The organism is Pseudomonas sp. UMAB-40 (assembly GCF_900095275.1).
GTDB classification, from domain to species: domain Bacteria; phylum Pseudomonadota; class Gammaproteobacteria; order Pseudomonadales; family Pseudomonadaceae; genus Aquipseudomonas; species Aquipseudomonas mandelii_B.
In genome coordinates this window covers 134,613-154,143 of record NZ_LT607570.1, presented here as the reverse complement: position 1 = coordinate 154,143, position 19,531 = coordinate 134,613, and the positions used below count along the sequence as shown (strand labels likewise).

Here is a 19,531-nt window from a genome sequence, read left to right as displayed (position 1 = left end):
GCGCCATCATAGCGCCCGATTGAAGTGTCCAAAATCATTAGGCCAGTTCAAGCCCGCTCCCACAGGTTTGGCGTCGTTCGCCAAATCTGTGGTAACCCCCGATCCTGTGGGAGCGTGGCTTGCCCGCGATGAACGATGACGCGGTCTAGCGTTGCAACACCAATATCCGCGACAGCAATTCATCACGATCGACATAGCACCCCTGGAAATGCCGGGCGCCGCTGGCGGGATCAAACGCATTGCGGGCGTGGAGGGTGCGGCGGTTGTCAAAGCACCACAATTCGCCGGGATTGAGCCGCGTCATCACCCGGAATCGGGCTTCACGGGTCATGGCAATAAAGCGTCGATAAGCGCGGTAGAGCTTGGGCATGTCCTCGATCGAGGCATCAAACGGTCCGCGCAGAAAGTTCGCCATGCGGATTTCCGACACCTGCCCCAACGCATCCAGGGCGATGATCGGCGCCAGGCAGCGGTAGTCGCTATGGCGGTCCTTGTTGCGGAACTCCACGGGGATTTCACACAGGGCGTTGAACGACTCGGGATCTTCCTCGCGCAACGCTTGGGCAATGGCAAAGCCGTCGACAAAAATACTCTCGCCGCCGTCCGCGTCATTCACCAGGCAATGCAGAAATTGCAGCCCCGGTTGCAACTCCCGGGTCGGCAGGTCGCTGTGCAGCGGCAGGTTGAAAGCGGTGTAGGCATTGCTGTCGGCATCGGCCTTGGATTGCACGTTGAACAGCACGCCGAAATTGCTCTCGCGGATAAAGGAGATGCGCTGGGCGATCAGTTTAAGTGAGCCGGGCTCGGTGGGTACGCCGCGCACTTGACTCAGGCCGATATCGCGCACGGCGAGCAGCCATTGCAGCAAGGCCTCGTTGTCGTTCATCAGCGCCTGGTATTCGAACACCGGCAGCTGCAAGTCGCTTTTCCACAGCCTGGATTTTGGCTTGCCGGCACGACGTTCGGTACGGGACTCGTCGTCATAGGCGTGAGCCCGCAGCCAGCCTGGATCGAAGCGACTCTGGTGGCCGTCCTGCCATTCGACGCTGAGGCAACCTTCGGCATCGACGTTTGCTTTTGTCGGCGTCAGGTCCTCTGCGACGTCGGCGATTTCCAGCACTTGCTCACGGGTCACGGTGTAGACGCAGTGCGGGCACGGGCAGTTGTCGCGAAGCCATTGATGATGAAAGGGGCTGATCCTACCGTCGGCCCACTGCACTTGAATTCGATCCGCCAGGGTTTGCACGGCGGACAGCGCGCTGATCAACGGGTAGGTACGGAAGTCGGCAAAAGCGGCGGCGGTGTTCAATGGCGATCTCCTTGTTATTTTTTAGGGGGTAACGCGATCACTCGGCCAATGTAGTCGGGGGAGGGAAGGTCGGTTTGCTCGGCGACGATGGCTTGCAGCTTGCTCAAGGTGTCTTCGCTGAACGGTGCGGAGCGCGGCCCGGCGAGGTCGACGTGCAGGAGCATTTGTTCGTTGCCCGCCAGTTCCTTGTCGTCGCCGACCAGATGCAAGCTGTGATAGAGGTGCAGGCGTTTGCTGTCGTGGCCGATGATCTGGGTGTGCACTTCGACATTGGCGTCGAGCTTCACTTCATGCAGGTAATTGAGGTGCAGTTCGAGGGTGAACAGCGAGTTGCCGCTGGCTTCGCGGTTGTTGCTGTCCATGCCCAGCCGATCCATAAGCGCGTCGGTGGCGTAGCTGAAAATCAGCAGGTAGAAGGCATCGCGCAAGTGGCCGTTGTAGTCGACCCAGTCGGGGATGATTTTGGTTTGGTAGGTGGTGAGGGTGGGCATGATGGGCGTCCGCTTGAGGATTTGGTTGTAATTCAAGATCCACCCCTCACTCCAGCCCTCTCCCCATAGGGGAGAGGGGTAAAGGGGGCCGATCGGGGGCTTTTCAGAACCTGAGTTCGACTCGGACTTTCAGGTCGATGTAGCTCCAAGAACGCCTCGGCCAGTCCCCTCTACCCTCTGGGGAGAGGGTTAGGGTGAGGGGGCGATCTCCAGCCGATCACTATCAATCGGCAAACGCCATCCCATGCTTCTCTTTGGTGGTCTTCACCGCTTCCAGCACCGCCAACAAGCAATCATCACGATAGCGCTCCAGCGCCGAAATGCTGTGCGTGCCCAACTGATCGCTGGTGCCATCCACCACATCATCAATCAACTTGTCGGTCAGCTCCGGCGCTGGCAGATAGGTCCACGGCAACTGCAACGCCGGCCCGAACTGTGCCATGAAGTGGCGCATGCCGGCATCGCCACCCGCCAGGGTGTAGGTCAGGAATGTGCCCATGAACGACCAGCGCAGCCCCGCGCCAAAGCGGATCGCATCATCAATTTCGCCAGTGGTCGCCACGCCGTCGTTGACCAGGTGCAGCGCCTCTCGCCACAGCGCTTCGAGCAAGCGGTCGGCGATGAACCCCGGCACTTCTTTGCGCACATGCAGCGGACGCATGCCCAGGGATTCATACACTTTCATCGCCGCTTGGACAGCCTCAGGCGCGGTGTTTTTGCCACCGACCACTTCCACCAGCGGCAGCAGGTAAACCGGGTTGAACGGGTGCCCGACCACACAGCGTTCCGGGTGCGTCGAACTCTCGTAGAACTCGCTCGGCAACAGGCCCGAGGTACTGGAGCCGATCAAGGCATTGGGCTTGGCCGCCGCGCTGATTTTGCTGTGCAGTTCGAGTTTCAGATCGAGGCGCTCAGGGGCGCTTTCCTGAATGAAATCCGCGTCGCGAACGCACTCTTCAATCGTCGCGACAAAGCGCAGCCGATCCTGTGAAGCACCCGGTGCCAGGCCTTGTTTCTCCAGCGCACCCCAGGCATTGGCGACGCGTTTGCGCAGCGCCGCTTCCGCTCCGGGCGCCGGGTCCCAGGCGACAACGTCGAGGCCGTGGGCGAGGGCGCGGGACACCCAACCGCTGCCGATGACACCGCTGCCCAGGGCTGCGAAGGTTTTGATTTCGGTGATAAAGCTCATGGCGACTTCCTGAGTGAATTCGGTGATCCCCTGTGGGAGCGGGCTTGCTCGCGAAAGCGGAGTTTCAGTCGACAGAGATGTCGGATGTAACGGCCTCTTCGCGAGCAAGCCCGCTCCCACAGTTGGAGAGAGTTGTCAGCAGTTAACCGCGCTTGGTCAGGCCCATTTTTGCCCGGCCTTCCGCCGGCGTCAGGACGCGGGCGCCGAGGCGGCTGAGAATTTCCGAGGCGCGCTCGACCAATTGGCCGTTGGTCGCCAGTACACCCTTGTCCAGCCAGATGTTGTCTTCCAGGCCGACCCGCACGTTGCCACCGAGCAGCACCGCTTGTGCGGCCATCGGCATTTGCATGCGACCGATGCCGAAGCCGGCCCACACAGCGTTCGCTGGCAGGTTGTCGACCATGGCTTTCATGGTGGTGGTGTCGGCCGGCGCGCCCCACGGGATGCCCAGGCACAGCTGGAACAGTGGATCGTCGAGCAAGCCTTCCTTGATCAACTGTTTGGCGAACCACAGGTGACCGGTGTCGAAAATTTCCAGCTCGGCCTTCACGCCCAGCTCTTGAATGCGTTTGGCGCCAGCGCGCAGTTGCGCCGGGGTGGACACGTAAATGGTGTCGCCGTCGCCGAAGTTCAGGGTGCCGCAATCGAGGGTGCAGATTTCCGGCAGCAGTGCTTCAACGTGCGCCAGACGGGTCAGCGGACCGACCAGGTCGGTGTTCGGGCCGAACTCCATCGGGTTCTCGCCTGCGCCGATTTCCAGGTCGCCGCCCATGCCGGCGGTGAGGTTGACGATGATGTCGACGTCAGCCTCGCGGATGCGCTCCATCACTTCGCGGTACAGCGCCACGTCACGGCTGAATTTGCCGGTTTCAGGGTTACGAACGTGGCAGTGAACGACGGTGGCGCCAGCCTTGGCGGCTTCCACGGCGGCAGCGGCGATTTGTTTCGGGGTGACCGGCACGTGTGGGCTCTTGCTGGTCGTGTCGCCAGCACCGGTAAGTGCGCAGGTGATGATGACGTCGTGGTTCATGAGGCGGGTTCCTTGCAGGCGTGATGATTCCGTTCGCAGCCCGGTCGGGCTGCGAGTCGGTGGTTCAATCGGGGTTTATTTACTGGTCAGTTTCAAATTGTCAGCGGCCGGTTTGCCATCGAAGGTGGTCACGCCTTCGAGCCAGCGTTGCTTGTCTTGCGGGTGATCTTTCAGCCATTGCTTGGCCGATTCGAAGGCGTCCTTGTGATCCAGCAGCGGCTGCATCATCCGGCTCTCATCTTCGGCGGTGTAAGTCAGGTTGCTCAGCAATTTGCCGATGTTCGGGCATTGCTCGGCGTATTTCGGCGCGGTGACGGTCCAGACCGTGGCCATGCCTTCGTTCGGCCCCAGAGCATCTTCGCTGCCGGTGAGGTAAGTCATCTGCACGTTGACGTTCATCGGGTGCGGCGCCCAACCGAAGAACACCACGGCTTCTTTTCGGCGCACGGCGCGATCCACCGCCGCGAGCATGCCGGCTTCGCTGGACTCGACCAGTTGGAACTTGCCGAGGCCAAACTGGTTCTTGGCGATCATCGCCTTGATCTGGGTGTTGGCGCCCGAGCCAGGCTCGATGCCGTAGATCTTGCCGCCCAGTTCTTTTTCGAACTTGGCGATGTCGGCGAAGGTTTTCAGACCCTTGTCGGCGAGGTAAGTCGGCACGGCGAGGGTGGCGCGGGCGTCTTTCAGGCTAGGCGCTTCAAGCACCTTGACCTGGTTGGCATCGACGAAAGGCGTGATGGTCTGGGTCATCAGCGGGTTCCAGTAGCCCAGGAACAGGTCCAGGCGCTGGTCGCGAATCCCGGCGAAGATGATTTGCTGGGACGCGCTGGTTTGTTTGGTGTTGTAGCCGAGGCCATCGAGCAGGACCTGGGTCATGGCACTGGTGGCGATCACGTCGGTCCAGTTCACGACGCCCATGCGCACGTTCTGGCATGAAGCAGGTTCGGCCGCCATGACGCTGGCGCTCAAGAAGGCGGTACCGCTGAGTGCAAGAACACAGCTGCTGATCAGTCGTTTCATCTCAGGTTTCCTCGGCAGTTCGTTATTGTGGGTCCGGGCGTCTTCGTGCGCCGGTGATGACCAAGTTACGCAGCTTGAGGCCCGCTAAAGCGCACTGCGGCGACCAGCTCTTGCACTGCAGCGACCTGTCCTCTTGAATGCCTCTTGCAAGTGGCGTATCAACGTCCACACGCTTCCCGCCCTCTCGTTACCTGCCAGTCGAGTGCGCTCCATGTCCCAGGATTTCTACTTCATGTTGATGCCGGGTTTCTCGGCCATCGGTTTTATCTCGGCCATTGAGCCCTTGCGGGTCGCCAACCGCTTTCGCGGCGAGCTGTATCGCTGGCATGTATTGAGTGCCGACGGTGGGGCAGTTCTGGCCAGCAACGGCATGTCGGTCAACGCCGACGCGGCGCTGGAGCCGCTGAAGAAAGGCGCAACCCTGTTGGTGGTCGCCGGTTTTGAACCCCTGAAGTTCGCCACGCCCGCGCTGGAACACTGGCTGCGCCGCCTGGACAACGAAGGCGTGACCCTCGGCGCCATCGACACCGGCAGCTTCGTCCTCGCCGAAGCCGGCCTGCTCGACGGTCATCGCCTGACCCTGCACTGGGAAGCCATCGACGCGTTCAAGGAATCCTATCCACAGCTCAGCGTCACCCAAGAGCTGTTCGAGATCGACCGCCGGCGTATCACCTCCGCCGGCGGTACAGCCTCCATCGACCTGATGCTCGACCTTATCGCCCAGGCCCACGGCCCGGAATTGGCGATCCAGGTCAGCGAACAATTCGTACTTGGCCGCATCCGCCCGCGCAAAGACCACCAGCGCATGGAAGTCGCCACGCGGTATGGCATCAGCAACAAGAAGTTGGTGCATGTGATTGGCGAGATGGAACAGCACAGCGAACCACCGCTGAGCACGCTGGAACTGGCGGAGTCGATCAAGGTGACACGGCGGCAACTGGAGCGCCTGTTCCGGTTGCACCTGAACGACACACCGAGCAATTTTTACCTGCGATTACGGCTGGAAAAGGCCCGGCAACTGCTGCGGCAGACGGACATGAGCGTGCTGGAAGTGAGCATTGCGTGCGGGTTTGAATCGCCGTCGTATTTCACCCGCAGTTATCGGGCACGTTTTGAACGGTGTCCACGGGAAGATCGACGACGTTTGGGTGACGGGCGAGAATTGGTTTGATCACAGGTTTCAACAGCAGTAGAGAACCCTGTGGGAGCGAGCTTGCTCGCGATGAGGCCAGTACATTCAACATTGATGTCGGCTGATCCACCGCTATCGCGAGCAAGCTCGCTCCCACATTTTGATCTGCGTTCGCTTCTACTTCTTCATCAGGGCGGAACATGCCGCTTTGTATGCCTCATGCTGATACTTGTTCAGCGTCTCCGGCAGTGCGAAGTCAAACTTCTTGTTCTGCGCATTGATCGTCTGTGGCGACAGCAATGTCACCTCGCAACTCTCCAGCAACTGAAAAACGCCCTCGATCTTGAACGTGGTCGGCCCACCGGCAAACTCACCTTTCTTGCTGCGTTTCTTGATCGCGATCCTGTCGACGGAATTCTCACGCACAAACGACGCCACCTGAGCGGCAAACACTTTGACGTTCGCGGCTTCGTCGTCATCGTCGAGGGCGATTTTCTTGGTGGCCAGGGCGACGTGGCTAAGCGTCTGACCGTCCAGCGAGGCCACGGCGATGATCGCTTCGCTGCCTTTGATTTCGATGCCGCAGATTTTCATGTGAATTCCTTAACTGGCTGATGGCGTGCAGCTTACAGCTCAAAACGACTGGCGTTCGCCTTCACTCCTGCCCGATCGACTCCAAAAACTCCGACCGCTCATCACTCATCCGCGCCACGCAATCATTCTGCGCAATGGTGAACGCCTTGCTACCGCTGGTCGCCGGGAACGCTTCAACCGCGCAATCCGCATCCCGGGTCTTTAGCCATTGCTGCTGCGCGGCTTTGAGCTTGGCGGTGATGTCGGTCAGTTGCGCCGGGTTCTTGCCGTAGGCGGTTTGCATGCGCTCGTTCAGGCTTTGGTAGTTGTCTTTGAGCAGGTCTTCGGCGGTGGTTCTGCTGTAGGCGGAGCATTCCAGGGTCTGGACGTCGTTTTCGACCTTGTCGCAGGGGTTGTCGTCGGCCTCTTCAGCCGCGTGTACGCCGGTCGCTATCAGTGCCAAAGCCAGGAAGATCGTTCTCATTGCGACGCAGCCCCTATTTTTCAGTGCCTATTCGGTAATGCAGCGAATTCTGGCCCAAGCGGCGGCCCTTGAACAGGTGGGCGATTGCGTCCATCAACGACCCTTTGTCGCGGATTGACGCTTTCGGCAAACCCCCTGTCGTTTTTGCACCCGGCTACCCCGTCCCTCAGGCATATGCTGGCCCCAAAGCGCCGGCACACGATTCGGCGCATGAATCGCTAATAGGGGACAGCCTGATGAGCCCAGCCGAATTGCACGCCGACAGCATCGTTATCGACGGGCTGATTATTGCCAAGTGGAACCGTGAGCTGTTCGAAGACATGCGCAAGGGCGGTCTGACCGCGGCCAACTGCACCGTGTCGGTGTGGGAGGGCTTCCAGGCCACCGTCAACAACATCGCCGCTAGCCAGAAGCTGATCCGCGAGAACAGCGACCTGGTGATTCCGGTTCGCACTACCGCCGACATCCGTAAAGCCAAGGAGCAGGGCAAGACCGGCATCCTGTTCGGCTTCCAGAATGCCCACGCCTTTGAAGACCAGATCGGCTATGTCGAGGTGTTCAAGCAGCTGGGCGTCGGTATCGTGCAGATGTGCTACAACACCCAGAACCTGGTCGGCACCGGTTGCTACGAGCGTGATGGCGGCCTGTCGGGTTTCGGTCGTGAGATCGTTGCCGAGATGAACCGCGTCGGCGTCATGTGCGACCTGTCCCACGTCGGCTCCAAGACTTCCGAAGAAGTCATCCTCGAATCCAAAAAGCCGGTTTGCTACTCCCATTGCCTGCCGTCGGGTCTGAAAATTCACCCGCGCAACAAATCCGATGAAGAACTGAAGTTCATCGCCGATCACGGCGGTTTCGTTGGCGTGACCATGTTTGCGCCATTCCTGGCCAAGGGCATCGATTCGACCATCGACGATTACGCCGAAGCCATCGAATACACCATGAACATCGTTGGTGAAGACGCCATCGGTATCGGCACCGACTTCACCCAGGGCCATGGCCAGGACTTCTTCGAATACCTGACCCATGACAAGGGCTACGCCCGCCGCCTGACCAGCTTCGGCAAGATCATCAACCCGCTGGGCATCCGCACCGTCGGCGAGTTCCCGAACCTGACCGAAACCCTGCTCAAGCGCGGCCACTCCGAGCGTGTGGTGCGCAAGATCATGGGCGAGAACTGGGTCAACGTCCTCAAGGACGTTTGGGGCGAATAAGCCACCGCATCTGAAGAATTCTTTCCCCCGGCCGTCCGCGCCGGGGGCAACACCCAAAATTTTCTGGAGTTAAGTTTCCATGGCCAAGATCGCCCCGCAATTGCCAATCGAAGTCGACAGCGAAACCGGTGTCTGGACCTCCGACGCCCTGCCAATGCTGTACGTACCGCGTCACTTCTTCGTCAACAACCATATGGGCATCGAGGAAGTGCTGGGCGCCGACGCCTACGCCGAGATCCTCTACAAGGCCGGCTACAAGTCCGCCTGGCACTGGTGTGAAAAAGAAGCTGAATGCCATGGCCTGGAAGGCGTCGCGGTGTTCGAGCACTACATGAAGCGTCTGTCGCAGCGCGGCTGGGGCCTGTTCAAGATCCAGGACATCGACCTCGACAAAGGCACTGCCAGCGTCAAGCTCGAACACTCGGCGTTCGTCTACGTGTACGGCAAGGTCGGGCGCAAGGTCGACTACATGTTCACTGGCTGGTTTGCCGGTGCCATGGACCAGATTCTGCAGGCCCGCGGCAGCAAGATCCGCACCGTTGCCGAACAGGTTTACGGTGGCTCCGAAGAAGGCCACGACGACGGTTTGTTCACCGTCAAGCCGTTGTAAGTCGAGGAACCCGCCATGGCTTTCGAAGCAATGTTCCAGCCGATCCAGATCGGCAAACTGACCATCCGCAACCGCGTGCTCAGCACCGCGCACGCCGAGGTCTACGCGACCGACGGCGGCATGACCACCGACCGGTACGTCAAGTATTACGAAGAGAAAGCCAAGGGCGGGATCGGCCTGGCGATTTGCGGCGGTTCCTCCAGCGTGGCCATCGACAGCCCGCAAGGCTGGTGGAAGTCGGTCAACCTGGCCGACGACCGGATCATTCCGCACTTTCAGAACCTGGCCGATGCCATGCACAAGCATGGCGCCAAGATCATGATCCAGATTACCCACATGGGCCGTCGTTCCCGTTGGGACGGCGAGCATTGGCCAACGTTGCTGTCGCCTTCGGGCATCCGCGAACCGGTGCACCGTGCGACCTGCAAAACCATCGAGCCGGAAGAAATCTGGCGGGTGATCGGCAACTACGCCACCGCGGCTGGCCGCGCCAAGGCCGGTGGCCTGGACGGCGTCGAACTGTCGGCGGTGCACCAGCACATGATCGACCAGTTCTGGAGCCCACGCGTCAACAAACGTACCGACGAATGGGGCGGCAGCTTCGAGAACCGTATGCGTTTCGGCCTGGAAGTCCTTAAAGCGGTGCGCAAGGAAGTCGGCCCGGATTTCTGCGTCGGCATCCGTCTGTGCGGTGATGAATTCCACCCGGACGGCTTGTCCCACGAGGACATGAAGCAGATCGCCAAGTACTACGACGACACCGGCATGATCGACTTCATCGGCGTGGTGGGTTCGGGTTGCGACACCCACAACACCCTGGCCAACGTGATTCCGAACATGAGTTATCCACCGGAGCCGTTCCTGCACTTGGCGGCCGGTATCAAGGAAGTGGTCAAGGCTCCTGTTCTGCACGCGCAGAACATCAAGGACCCGAACCAGGCAACGCGGATTCTGGAAGGCGGCTACGTGGACATGGTCGGCATGACCCGCGCCCACATCGCCGACCCGCACCTGATCGCCAAGATCAAAATGGGTCAGGTCGACCAGATCAAACAATGCGTCGGCGCCAACTACTGCATCGACCGTCAGTACCAGGGTCTGGACGTCTTGTGCATCCAGAACGCCGCGACCTCCCGTGAATACATGGGCGTGCCGCACATCATCGAGAAATCGACCGGTGTGAAGCGCAAGGTTGTGGTGGTTGGTGCCGGTCCTGCCGGGATGGAAGCGGCGCGTGTGTCGGCCGAACGTGGCCACGACGTGACCCTGTTCGAGAAAAAAGAATTCATTGGCGGGCAGATCACCACGGCGTCGAAAGCCCCGCAACGGGACCAGATCGCCGGCATCACCCGCTGGTTCCAGCTTGAGCTGGCGCGTCTGAAAGTCGACCTGCGCCTGGGCGTGGCAGCCGATGCGGCAACCATTCTCGACCTGCGTCCGGACGTGGTGGTGCTCGCCGTCGGCGGTCACCCATTCCTGGAGCAGAACGAACACTGGGGCGCGGCTGAAGGCCTGGTGGTCAGCAGCTGGGACATCCTCGATGGCAAGGTTGCACCGGGCAAGAACGTGTTGGTCTACGACACCATTTGCGAGTTCACCGGGATGTCCACCGCGGACTTCCTCGCCGACAAGGGCAGCCAGGTCGAGATCGTCACCGACGACATCAAACCGGGCGTTGCGATTGGCGGCACCTCGTTCCCGACGTACTACCGCAGCATGTACCCGAAAGAAGTGATCATGACCGGCGACATGATGCTGGAGAAGGTCTACCGCGAAGGCGACAAGCTGGTGGCGGTGCTGGAAAACGAATACACCGGCGCCAAAGAGGAGCGGGTGGTGGACCAGGTCGTCGTCGAAAACGGCGTGCGTCCGGACGAAGAAATCTACTACGCCATGAAGGAAGGCTCGCGCAACAAGGGACAGATGGACATCGAAGCCTTGTTCGCGATCAAGCCGCAACCTTCGTTGAGCCAGACGGGCGATGGCTACTTGCTGTTCCGCATCGGCGACTGCGTGGCGCAGCGCAACACCCACGCGGCGATCTACGACGCGCTGCGGTTGTGCAAAGACTTCTAACGGCTTGCACATGACCCTGTGGGAGCGGGCTTGCCCGCGATAGCGGTGGGTCAGTCAATGCAGATGTGACTGACAAAATGCAATCGCGGGCAAGCCCGCTCCCACAGGAACCGAGTAAGGCATCTCGACCTGCAAGACCCCGAGGTCTTTGGGAGCTCCACCATGTTGAACACCCTTCTTCCAATCCTGTTGTTCGCAGCCCTGGGCCTCGCCGTCCTCGGCGCGTTGCGGCGGGTGGCTATGTGGCGCCGAGGCCGTGCCTCCAAGGTCGACCTGATCGGTGGCCTGTTCGCCATGCCCAAGCGCTACATGGTCGATTTGCACCACGTCGTGGCGCGGGACAAATACATCGCCAATACCCACGTGGCCACGGCCGGTGGCGCGGTGGCGTCCATCGTGCTGGCGATTCTGGTTCACGGTTTTGGCCTGCATAACCGCATCCTCGGCTACGCGCTGTTGTTGATGACGGTGGTGATGTTCGTCGGTGCGATCTTTGTCTACCTGCGTCGCCGCAACCCACCGGCGCGCCTGTCCAAAGGACCATGGATGCGCTTGCCGAAAAGCCTGTTGGCGTTCTCGGCGAGCTTCTTCCTGTTGACCCTGCCGGTGGCCGGCATCCTTCCGGAAAACTTCGGTGGTTGGGTGGTGGCAGCGATCCTCGGTGTCGGCGTGCTGTGGGGCGTTTCGGAACTGTTCTTTGGCATGACCTGGGGCGGGCCGATGAAGCACGCCTTCGCCGGGGCCCTGCACCTGGCGTGGCACCGTCGCGCCGAACGCTTTGGCGGCGGCCGTTCCACCGGTTTGAAACCGCTGGACCTGAACGACCCGAACGCACCGCTGGGCGTGGAAAAACCCAAGGATTTCACCTGGAACCAACTGCTCGGCTTCGACGCCTGCGTGCAGTGCGGTAAATGCGAAGCCGCGTGCCCTGCATTCGCCGCCGGCCAGCCGCTGAACCCGAAAAAACTGATTCAGGACATGGTCGTCGGCCTGGCCGGTGGCACCGATGCCAAATTCGCTGGCAGCCCGTATCCAGGCAAGGCCATCGGCGAGCACGCCGGCAACCCGCATCAACCGATCGTCAACGGTTTGGTGGACGCTGAGACCCTGTGGTCCTGCACCACGTGCCGGGCTTGTGTCGAGGAATGCCCGATGATGATCGAGCACGTCGACGCCATCGTCGACATGCGCCGCCATCTGACCCTGGAAAAAGGCGCGACCCCGAACAAGGGCGCCGAAGTCCTGGAAAACCTGATCGCCACCGACAACCCGGGCGGCTTCGCCCCGGGCGGGCGGATGAACTGGGCGGCGGACTTGAACCTCAACCTGATGAGCGAGAAGAAGTCCGTCGACGTGCTGTTCTGGGTCGGCGACGGCGCCTTCGATATGCGCAACCAGCGCACCCTGCGCGCCTTCGTCAAAGTGCTGAAAGCGGCCAAGGTCGACTTCGCAGTGCTGGGCCTTGAAGAGCGCGACAGCGGTGACGTGGCCCGACGCCTGGGCGACGAGGCGACGTTCCAGCTGTTGGCCAAACGCAACATCCAGACCCTCGCGAAGTACAGCTTTAACCGCATCGTTACCTGCGACCCGCACAGCTTCCACGTGCTGAAAAACGAGTACGGCGCCTTCGACGGCAACTACCTCGTGCAGCACCACAGCACCTACATGGCCGAGATCATCGGCGCTGGCGCCCTGAACCTCGGTCAGCACAAAGGCAGCAGCGTGACGTATCACGATCCGTGCTACCTCGGCCGCTACAACGGCGAATACGAGGCACCGCGTGAAGTACTGCGCGCCCTCGGGATTGAAGTCAAAGAGATGCAACGCTCCGGTTTCCGCTCACGCTGCTGCGGCGGTGGTGGCGGTGCGCCGATCACCGACATTCCGGGCAAGCAACGGATCCCCGACATGCGCATGGACGACATCCGCGAAACCGGCGCCGAACTGGTGGCGGTGGGTTGCCCGCAATGCACGGCGATGCTCGAAGGCGTGGTCGAACCGCGACCGCTGATCAAGGACATCGCCGAACTGGTGGCGGACGCGTTGCTCGAAGATGCGGCCCCGAGCAAGCCGGCCAAACCGGCCCAACGTGAACCTGCGGAGGCCCACTGATGAGCGACATTATCCGCCGCGACCCCCGCGCCGAATGGATTGCCCGTAACCGCCTGCACCCGCTGCACGCGGCCATGCAACCGGCGCAGCACAGCTGGATGGGCCCGAACGGCGTCATCCGCAAGAACCTGCACGGCATCGGTTTTATTGGCCCCAACGGCATCAAGCGCATTGACCGCAGCGGCGCTCAGCAGGGCGGGGCGACTAAACGCACTGCTGCCGTTGAAGTGCAATTGCCACTGCATCAAGTGCCGGCACCTTCGTTTTACATCAGCGTGGTGCCGGACATGGTCGGCGGCCGCTTGAGCAGTCACGACCGTGACTTGCTCGGCCTCGCTCATCAATTGGCCGGCAAGGACGGCGCGGTGTTGGCCGTGGTTTTCGGCGAACACAAGGAAAACGCCTTCACCACCGCAGGTGTCGATCGCTTGCTGGTATTGGACGGCGATGAATTCAGCGGTTATGCACCGGAGCAACGAGTCCAGGGCCTGCGGGCTGTGGATAACCAGTTCAACCCGCGGCACTGGCTGCTGCCGGACAGCCGCAGCGGTGGCGGTGAACTTGGTCGACGCTTTGCCGCCGCACTGGGCGAACGCCCGGCCACGCGGGTCTGGCAGGTCAAGGATCAGGAATGCATTGGCCGCGCTGGTGCGGGTTTGCAAGACCTTGCGCGCCCGGTCGCACGCTTGATTCTGGCCGCCGTCGAATGCGCCGAACCGGTCAGCGAAACCCGTCACGAAGCCTTGCCGGTGGAGTTATCCACAGCCGTCGCACGCAGCTTGTCACGCATCGAGGACTTGGGCGCCGTGGCGGTGGATCCGGCGGCGATTCCGATGGCCGAAGCCGAGTTCATCTTCTCCGGCGGTAACGGGGTCAAGGACTGGGGACTTTTCCACAGGACCGCTGAAGCCCTCGGCGCCACCGAAGGCGCGTCCCGAGTGGCGGTGGACGATGGCTTCATGGCCCGTGATCGCCAAGTCGGCGCGTCCGGCACCTGGGTCACCGCGCGAGTTTACGTGGCGGTGGGGATTTCCGGGGCGATCCAGCACCTGCAAGGCATCGGTGCCTGCGACAAGGTGGTGGCAATCAACCTCGACCCTGGCTGCGACATGATCAAACGGGCCGACCTGTCGGTGATCGGCGAGAGCGCCGAGATTCTTCAAGCCTTGATCGCGGCGGTAGAGGCTTACCGCAACGAAGCCAAGCGCGATGCGGCTTAAGGAAAGGAAAGGGTTATGAGCACGAAAATCATCAGCCTGGTGTCCATCGGCGCCCACCCGACCTCCGGCCGACCACGTCGCGCGGAGCAGGATGCGCGGGCGGTGGAACTGGGTCTGCAACTGGCTGGGGATAACTTGCAAGTGCTGCATGCCGGCGATGTTGCCGAACCTGCATTGCGCGCCTATCTGGGCATGGGCCTGGAACAACTGCATGTGCTCGAACAACCGCAAGGCGCCGATGCATTGCCGGCGTTGACCGCGTATCTGCGTGACGCCGGGGCGCAAGTGGTGCTGACCGGCAGCCAGGCGGAAACCGGCGAAGGTTCGGGCATGCTCCCGTTCCTGTTGGCCGAAAGCCTCGGCTGGCCGCTGGTGGTCGGGCTGGCTCAGGTGGAATCCATCGATGGCAGTTCGGCGCTGGTGCTGCAAGCCTTGCCCCGTGGTCAGCGTCGTCGGCTGAAGGTTCGACTGCCATTCCTGGCGACTGTGGATAACGCGGCACCGAAGCCTCGGCAGAGCGCTTACGGCCCGGCGCGGCGTGGGGTGTTGCAGGCCGATGAAGTCGAAGTGGTTGACGATGAATTATTGGCCGTCGCCACCCTGCAACCGGCCAAGCCACGGCCCAAACGCTTGAAGGTGATCAAGGCCAAGAGCGGCGCCGACCGGATGAAAGCAGCGACGGCCAAGGCCAGTGGCGGGGGCGGGCAGGTGCTCAAAGGCGTAACCGCGCAAGCCGGGGCTGAGGCGATTCTCAAGTTGCTGATCGAAGAAGGCGTGGTCCGCTAACTCAATTTCACCACTATCTACTGTGGGAGCGAGCTTGCCCGCGATGGCGGTGTGTCAGTCGACATTAAAATGGCCTGACCCACCGCTTTCGCGGGCAAGCCCGCTCCCAAAGGACGTTCGTGTCACCAACATTTACGGGGAAACAATGGCCGTTGAATTTCGTTCGGCAGTGCGCGCCGATGCGCGGGAGATTGCGCGTCTGTTTCAAATCACATCGGAGGGGGCTGCCGATTACATCTGGAGCCAACTGGCGCAGCCCGGTCAGGATTTGCTGGAAGTCGGCGCTATTCGTTACGCCCGCGACGACGTAGATTTCTCCTGGCAGAACTGCCTTATCGCAGAGTCGGAGGGCCGGGTCATCGGCATGCTGCACAGCTACGTGATGCGTCACGATCCGCTGGCAGAGCCGACGACCGATCCGGTCCTGGCGCCCTACGCGAAGATGGAAATCCCCGACACCCTCTACATTTCCAGCCTGGCGCTGCATGAGGGTTGGCGCAACCAGGGCCTGGGCAAGCAATTCCTTGCCTACGCCTACGACCGTGCCAACCGGCTCGGGCTCAACGGCTTGAGCCTGATCGACTACGCCGCCAACACTGGCGCTCGCCGGTTCTATGAGCGTCATGGCTTTCGCATCGTCGACACCTGCCAGATCACGCCCCATCCGATGATTCGGGTCACGGGGGAGGCCTACCTGATGTATCGGCCCTAGTGAGCTACATTTCTCTATGAGCTGGCCTACGCGGCGGCAGCGCTAATTCATACAACGCGTTTTCAACAATGGGTTGAACATGAACGCGGTCAGTCGGCGTGAGACATGTCTGATCCGGGCCGCGATGGTGCTTCTGGTGGTGTCCACGGGTTCGACGGCTGAAACCGGCCAAGAACCAGATTTTTACCAATGGCTAGCGTCGAAACAGGGACAAGCAGCCTCCCTGACGCAGATGCAGCAACAGTGCGACAAGGTGTTGGCGGCGGACGATAACCTCAATTGTTCAGTGACTGTTCTGGCGCGCATGTTCGAGATCAAAGCTGCCAACCAGCTTCCCGATTACTACTTGGCGATCAAGCGTCGTCATGCCCGGGCAATCGCCAACGACCCTGAACTCAACGTGTTGTTTTCCATGTTTGGCAACAAGTCGATCGCGACCTTGCGCACGGTCGCCGATTTTTCCGTGGAAAGAACCCGGCGCCGCGAAGTCCTGGCGATTTACCCTTACCCCACTGACGATTACGTGGCTGACGAGGTGCTGCCCTATATCGATGTCAAAGCCGCCAATGGCTATTCGTCACGGTTCATTCTGGACACCGGAGCGCCTCAAACCCGGGTCAACGCCGACACCGCGAAGCAGATGGGGATCAAGTTGTTATCCGACTCTCACTACGGCTACAGCACGTTTTACGGTGAGCGCGACCTGTCGGCCAAACTCGGGATCCTCAAGTCGTTGAAGATCGGCGCAAGCGAGTTCAGGAATGTGCTGGTGTTTGTCAGTGACCGGGACAACTTGTTGGGGCTGGACCTGATCGGCAAGTTGGGACGCCTGAAAGTCACGAAGAAAACCCTGGAGCTTAACGCCCGACCTCCTACCCGATGTGATGCGCCGATTACCTATACGCGCATGGACATCAATCAACGATTGACCATTGCCGCACGGCTGGATCGTCGGGTAACCCTGGGGATTATCGACACCGGCAACGTGGATTACCTGACGTCCGCCGCGCCGGGCAGCTCACCCATTCACGTCGCCGCCAGGCCCAACTACCAAACCTTTCAGGGCGAGTTGAATTTGTCAGGTCATACCGCGCCGGTCACATATAAACACTACCCGAGCTTTACGATTCCGCCGTCGTTGCTGGCTGGGCGCTATGTGCCCTCGATTTTGTTCGGGTGGCGCGCATTCGATGACTATGAGCTCCATCTGGACATTGACGCTGGCTTGTCGTGTTTCAACAGGCGCTGATCGGTTTTACCCACAATCCCTGTTAACGCTTCTGTGGATAACATGTTCGCGCTTCGCTACACCCCATACAAAACAAGCCCTGCAACCCTTCGTACAAAAAACAACCAGGCTAACTTGCGGTTTTTTCACGCTTTTTCCAGAGGATAACTTTATACGCGCGCCAATACTTGCCCCCAATCTCTGTTAGCGCATCTGTGGATAAGATGTTTGTTGTCCTCTACAGGCTATATAAAACGGGCTTATCCGGTGGTTGATTAAAAAACGATCAAATCACCGTTTTGACGCGACAAACACCGCACAAACCTTGATTTACCGTGGTTTGCGCGGGTTTTCCACAGATCCATGAAAGTTGCCCCCAAAGTCTGTTGGCGCTTCTGTGGATAAGGTGTTCGCCATCCGCTGTACGCCACGTATAACGTGCCTTGCAGGCTTTCGATCAAAAAACAGCCAATCGCTGTTCAAAACCCTGCTTCTGGATAAGTCACGGTTTTTATTCACTTTATTAGACGAAAGTTATCCGTAAAAATAGACTTGTCCCCATTAGCTGTGGGTGGAGGTGTGGATAAGTTGTTTGCGGAAGGCTGGGAGCCACGTTGCGCATAGGCCTGAACGTAATAGATCATATTTCGTACAGTTCTAAGATGAGGGGAGTTTTGCAGTAAGGGATGCGGTGTCTTGGAGAACGCAATCGCGGCCAAGCCCGCTCCCACAGTGATTGGGGTGTTCACAAATGTTGTGTACGCCGCCGATCCTTGTGGGGGCGGGCTTGCCCGCGATGCTTTTGCTGTTAGCCCTGTACCGGGACGCCTTTGAGGTAAGGCGCAGGCTCGGCCCCGAGGTTGTTCAGCAACCGCTCGCTGTACCAGTCCACAAAGTTCACCACACCAAACTCATAGGTCTTGGAATAAGGCCCTGGCTGGTAAGCCGTGGAGTTGATGCCGCGCTGGTTCTCTTCGGCCAGGCGACGGTCCTGGTCGTTGGTGGCGTCCCAGACCTGGCGCATGCGATCCACGTCGTAGTCCACGCCTTCAACCGCGTCCTTGTGGACGATCCACTTGGTGGTGACCATGGTTTCCTGCGCGCTGATCGGCCACACCGTGAAGACGATGATGTGATCGCCCATGCAGTGGTTCCACGAGTGCGGCAGGTGCAAGATGCGCATCGAGCCCAGGTCCGGGTTTTTGATGCGGCCCATGAGTTTGGCGCAGCCCTGTTTGCCGTCCAGGGTCATCGACACGGTGCCTTTGAGCAGCGGCATGCGCACGATGCGGTTACGCAGGCCGAAACTGGCATGGGCGTAAGGGATCTTCTCGGCTTCCCAGGCAGCGGCGGACGCGGCGACGTGATCCTTGAAGGCCTGGTCGGCACGCGGGTCGGTGACGTCGTCCCATTCCAGCAGGGTTTTCAGCAGTTCCGGGTGCGACGCGTTGCAGTGGTAGCACTCGCGGTTGTTTTCCAGCACCAGTTTCCAGTTGGCCTTTTCCATCAAGGTGGTGGTAATCGCCACCTTGGTGTTTTCCATGTCATACGGTTCCATGTAATGGTTCAGCGTCGACAGGAAGTCATCAATGGCTGGCGGGTTCTCCGACAGGCTGATGAAAATGTATCCGCCGGCGGTCTTCACGTTCACCGGTTTTAGGCCGTACTGCTTCATGTCGAAGTCGGCGCCCATTTCGGTGCCGGCGAACAACAGGCGACCGTCCAGTTCGTAAGTCCACTGGTGGTAATGGCAGACCAGTTTGGCGACCTTGCCTTTTTCGCTGGTGCAAAGACGCGAACCGCGGTGACGACAGACGTTGTGGAACGCATGGATCACGCCTTCGGCGCCGCGAATCACGATGATCGGGTTCTTGCCGACTTGCAGGGTCAGGTAGTTGCCCTTGGTCGGGATTTCGCAAGCCATGCCGGCGATCAACCACTCTTTCTGGAAGATTTCCTGCATGTCGATATCAAACAGCCGCTCGTCAGAGTAAAACGGCTGCGGCAGCGAGAAAGTGCGCTCGCGCTCTTGCAGCATCTGCGCGGTGGCCTTGCGTGCGGGTTCCAGCGGATCGCCCAGGCTTATTTTTGCGGTGACGTCCATCGATTTGATCCTCATGGCCATTCTGTGTGGCCGGCGAAATAGTGGCTGATACGGTTTGCAACGCAAGGGTGTAAAGAAATCGTCTTTGTGTGGAGCGAGTGTGGGGCCGGCGCACGCCAGAACCTTATCCACGAGCGACATGGCCCACTCTGTTCCCGACGCGCAACCCCCGGTAGTTGGGGGCTGGTCGCGATAAGTATGTGAATGTCGCAGATAGGTAAATGGGTGGTCCGCGCGTTAC

17 protein-coding genes are annotated in these 19,531 nt (G+C 60.3%); 9 read left to right on the top strand and 8 right to left on the bottom strand.

The window, feature by feature from the left end:
* Positions 1–145 precede the first annotated feature (145 nt).
* The 5 genes from K0F88_RS25150 to choX form a co-directional block, all read right to left on the bottom strand.
* Entirely contained in the window at positions 146–1,309 is a 1,164-nt protein-coding gene (locus tag K0F88_RS25150) for a gamma-butyrobetaine dioxygenase (protein WP_219097017.1), read from the bottom strand.
* 14 nt (positions 1,310–1,323) lie between these two features.
* On the bottom strand, positions 1,324–1,800 hold the full coding sequence (locus tag K0F88_RS25145) for a thioesterase family protein (RefSeq protein ID WP_219097016.1): 477 nt from the start codon (positions 1,798–1,800) through the stop codon (positions 1,324–1,326).
* Between the two features lie 223 nt (positions 1,801–2,023).
* The gene (locus K0F88_RS25140; protein WP_077747265.1) at positions 2,024–2,989 is read right to left on the bottom strand and encodes an L-carnitine dehydrogenase; all 966 of its coding nucleotides are present in this window, start codon (positions 2,987–2,989) and stop codon (positions 2,024–2,026) included.
* Positions 2,990–3,131: 142 nt separating this feature from the next.
* On the bottom strand, positions 3,132–4,019 hold the full coding sequence (locus tag K0F88_RS25135; RefSeq protein WP_008151915.1) for a 3-keto-5-aminohexanoate cleavage protein: 888 nt from the start codon (positions 4,017–4,019) through the stop codon (positions 3,132–3,134).
* A gap of 75 nt (positions 4,020–4,094) precedes the next feature.
* On the bottom strand, positions 4,095–5,039 hold the full coding sequence (gene choX, locus K0F88_RS25130; RefSeq protein ID WP_219097014.1) for a choline ABC transporter substrate-binding protein: 945 nt from the start codon (positions 5,037–5,039) through the stop codon (positions 4,095–4,097).
* Positions 5,040–5,250: 211 nt separating this feature from the next.
* Between choX and K0F88_RS25125 the strand changes: the two genes are divergently transcribed.
* The gene (locus K0F88_RS25125; protein ID WP_219097012.1) at positions 5,251–6,210 is read left to right on the top strand and encodes a GlxA family transcriptional regulator; all 960 of its coding nucleotides are present in this window, start codon (positions 5,251–5,253) and stop codon (positions 6,208–6,210) included.
* Positions 6,211–6,348: 138 nt separating this feature from the next.
* Here the strand turns inward: K0F88_RS25125 and K0F88_RS25120 are convergent, their stop codons facing one another.
* Together K0F88_RS25120 and K0F88_RS25115 are read right to left on the bottom strand one after the other, a co-directional pair.
* Positions 6,349–6,765, bottom strand: a complete 417-nt coding sequence (locus K0F88_RS25120; RefSeq protein WP_219097010.1) for a DUF3010 family protein — start codon at positions 6,763–6,765, stop codon at positions 6,349–6,351.
* Positions 6,766–6,826: 61 nt separating this feature from the next.
* Positions 6,827–7,228, bottom strand: a complete 402-nt coding sequence (locus K0F88_RS25115) for a lysozyme inhibitor LprI family protein (RefSeq protein WP_094470273.1) — start codon at positions 7,226–7,228, stop codon at positions 6,827–6,829.
* A gap of 236 nt (positions 7,229–7,464) precedes the next feature.
* Between K0F88_RS25115 and K0F88_RS25110 the strand changes: the two genes are divergently transcribed.
* The 8 genes from K0F88_RS25110 (at position 7,465) to K0F88_RS25075 (ending at position 17,207) form a co-directional block, all read left to right on the top strand.
* Positions 7,465–8,442, top strand: a complete 978-nt coding sequence (locus K0F88_RS25110) for a dipeptidase (protein WP_008033250.1) — start codon at positions 7,465–7,467, stop codon at positions 8,440–8,442.
* A gap of 79 nt (positions 8,443–8,521) precedes the next feature.
* Positions 8,522–9,052 (top strand): DUF5943 domain-containing protein, encoded by a 531-nt coding sequence (locus tag K0F88_RS25105; RefSeq protein WP_008033249.1) that lies wholly within the window; start codon positions 8,522–8,524, stop codon positions 9,050–9,052.
* Positions 9,053–9,067: 15 nt separating this feature from the next.
* On the top strand, positions 9,068–11,128 hold the full coding sequence (dgcA, locus tag K0F88_RS25100; RefSeq protein ID WP_219097008.1) for a dimethylglycine demethylation protein DgcA: 2,061 nt from the start codon (positions 9,068–9,070) through the stop codon (positions 11,126–11,128).
* 162 nt (positions 11,129–11,290) lie between these two features.
* Positions 11,291–13,240 carry a dimethylglycine demethylation protein DgcB gene (dgcB, locus tag K0F88_RS25095; protein WP_219097007.1) on the top strand — a complete coding sequence of 650 codons (1,950 nt, stop codon included), beginning with the start codon at positions 11,291–11,293 and terminating at the stop codon, positions 13,238–13,240.
* Positions 13,240–14,460, top strand: coding sequence for an electron transfer flavoprotein subunit alpha/FixB family protein (locus K0F88_RS25090; protein WP_219097006.1), 1,221 nt, complete (start codon positions 13,240–13,242; stop codon positions 14,458–14,460). The genes dgcB and K0F88_RS25090 overlap by 1 nt, the downstream gene beginning before the upstream one ends.
* 15 nt (positions 14,461–14,475) lie before the next feature.
* Positions 14,476–15,246, top strand: a complete 771-nt coding sequence (locus tag K0F88_RS25085; protein ID WP_219097005.1) for an electron transfer flavoprotein subunit beta — start codon at positions 14,476–14,478, stop codon at positions 15,244–15,246.
* A 145-nt stretch (positions 15,247–15,391) separates the two neighbouring features.
* Positions 15,392–15,958 carry a GNAT family N-acetyltransferase gene (locus tag K0F88_RS25080; RefSeq protein WP_094470280.1) on the top strand — a complete coding sequence of 189 codons (567 nt, stop codon included), beginning with the start codon at positions 15,392–15,394 and terminating at the stop codon, positions 15,956–15,958.
* 79 nt (positions 15,959–16,037) lie between these two features.
* Positions 16,038–17,207: a retropepsin-like aspartic protease gene (locus K0F88_RS25075; RefSeq protein ID WP_219097004.1), complete on the top strand. Its 1,170-nt coding sequence runs from the start codon at positions 16,038–16,040 to the stop codon at positions 17,205–17,207.
* 787 nt (positions 17,208–17,994) lie between these two features.
* Here K0F88_RS25075 and gbcA read toward each other — a convergent pair.
* Entirely contained in the window at positions 17,995–19,290 is a 1,296-nt protein-coding gene (gene gbcA / locus K0F88_RS25070) for a glycine-betaine demethylase subunit GbcA (RefSeq protein WP_109635436.1), read from the bottom strand.
* Positions 19,291–19,531: the final 241 nt, after the last annotated feature.

Coding starts and splice junctions, on each gene's coding strand:
- K0F88_RS25090 (WP_219097006.1), top strand. CDS start 13,240: ATGAGCGACATTATCCGCCGCGACCCCCGCGCCGAATGGATTGCCCGT.
- dgcA (WP_219097008.1), top strand. CDS start 9,068: ATGGCTTTCGAAGCAATGTTCCAGCCGATCCAGATCGGCAAACTGACC.
- K0F88_RS25085 (WP_219097005.1), top strand. CDS start 14,476: ATGAGCACGAAAATCATCAGCCTGGTGTCCATCGGCGCCCACCCGACC.
- choX (WP_219097014.1), bottom strand. CDS start 5,039: ATGAAACGACTGATCAGCAGCTGTGTTCTTGCACTCAGCGGTACCGCC.
- K0F88_RS25110 (WP_008033250.1), top strand. CDS start 7,465: ATGAGCCCAGCCGAATTGCACGCCGACAGCATCGTTATCGACGGGCTG.
- K0F88_RS25135 (WP_008151915.1), bottom strand. CDS start 4,019: ATGAACCACGACGTCATCATCACCTGCGCACTTACCGGTGCTGGCGAC.
- dgcB (WP_219097007.1), top strand. CDS start 11,291: ATGTTGAACACCCTTCTTCCAATCCTGTTGTTCGCAGCCCTGGGCCTC.
- K0F88_RS25115 (WP_094470273.1), bottom strand. CDS start 7,228: ATGAGAACGATCTTCCTGGCTTTGGCACTGATAGCGACCGGCGTACAC.
- K0F88_RS25075 (WP_219097004.1), top strand. CDS start 16,038: ATGAACGCGGTCAGTCGGCGTGAGACATGTCTGATCCGGGCCGCGATG.
- K0F88_RS25080 (WP_094470280.1), top strand. CDS start 15,392: ATGGCCGTTGAATTTCGTTCGGCAGTGCGCGCCGATGCGCGGGAGATT.
- K0F88_RS25140 (WP_077747265.1), bottom strand. CDS start 2,989: ATGAGCTTTATCACCGAAATCAAAACCTTCGCAGCCCTGGGCAGCGGT.
- gbcA (WP_109635436.1), bottom strand. CDS start 19,290: ATGGACGTCACCGCAAAAATAAGCCTGGGCGATCCGCTGGAACCCGCA.
- K0F88_RS25105 (WP_008033249.1), top strand. CDS start 8,522: ATGGCCAAGATCGCCCCGCAATTGCCAATCGAAGTCGACAGCGAAACC.
- K0F88_RS25125 (WP_219097012.1), top strand. CDS start 5,251: ATGTCCCAGGATTTCTACTTCATGTTGATGCCGGGTTTCTCGGCCATC.
- K0F88_RS25145 (WP_219097016.1), bottom strand. CDS start 1,800: ATGCCCACCCTCACCACCTACCAAACCAAAATCATCCCCGACTGGGTC.
- K0F88_RS25120 (WP_219097010.1), bottom strand. CDS start 6,765: ATGAAAATCTGCGGCATCGAAATCAAAGGCAGCGAAGCGATCATCGCC.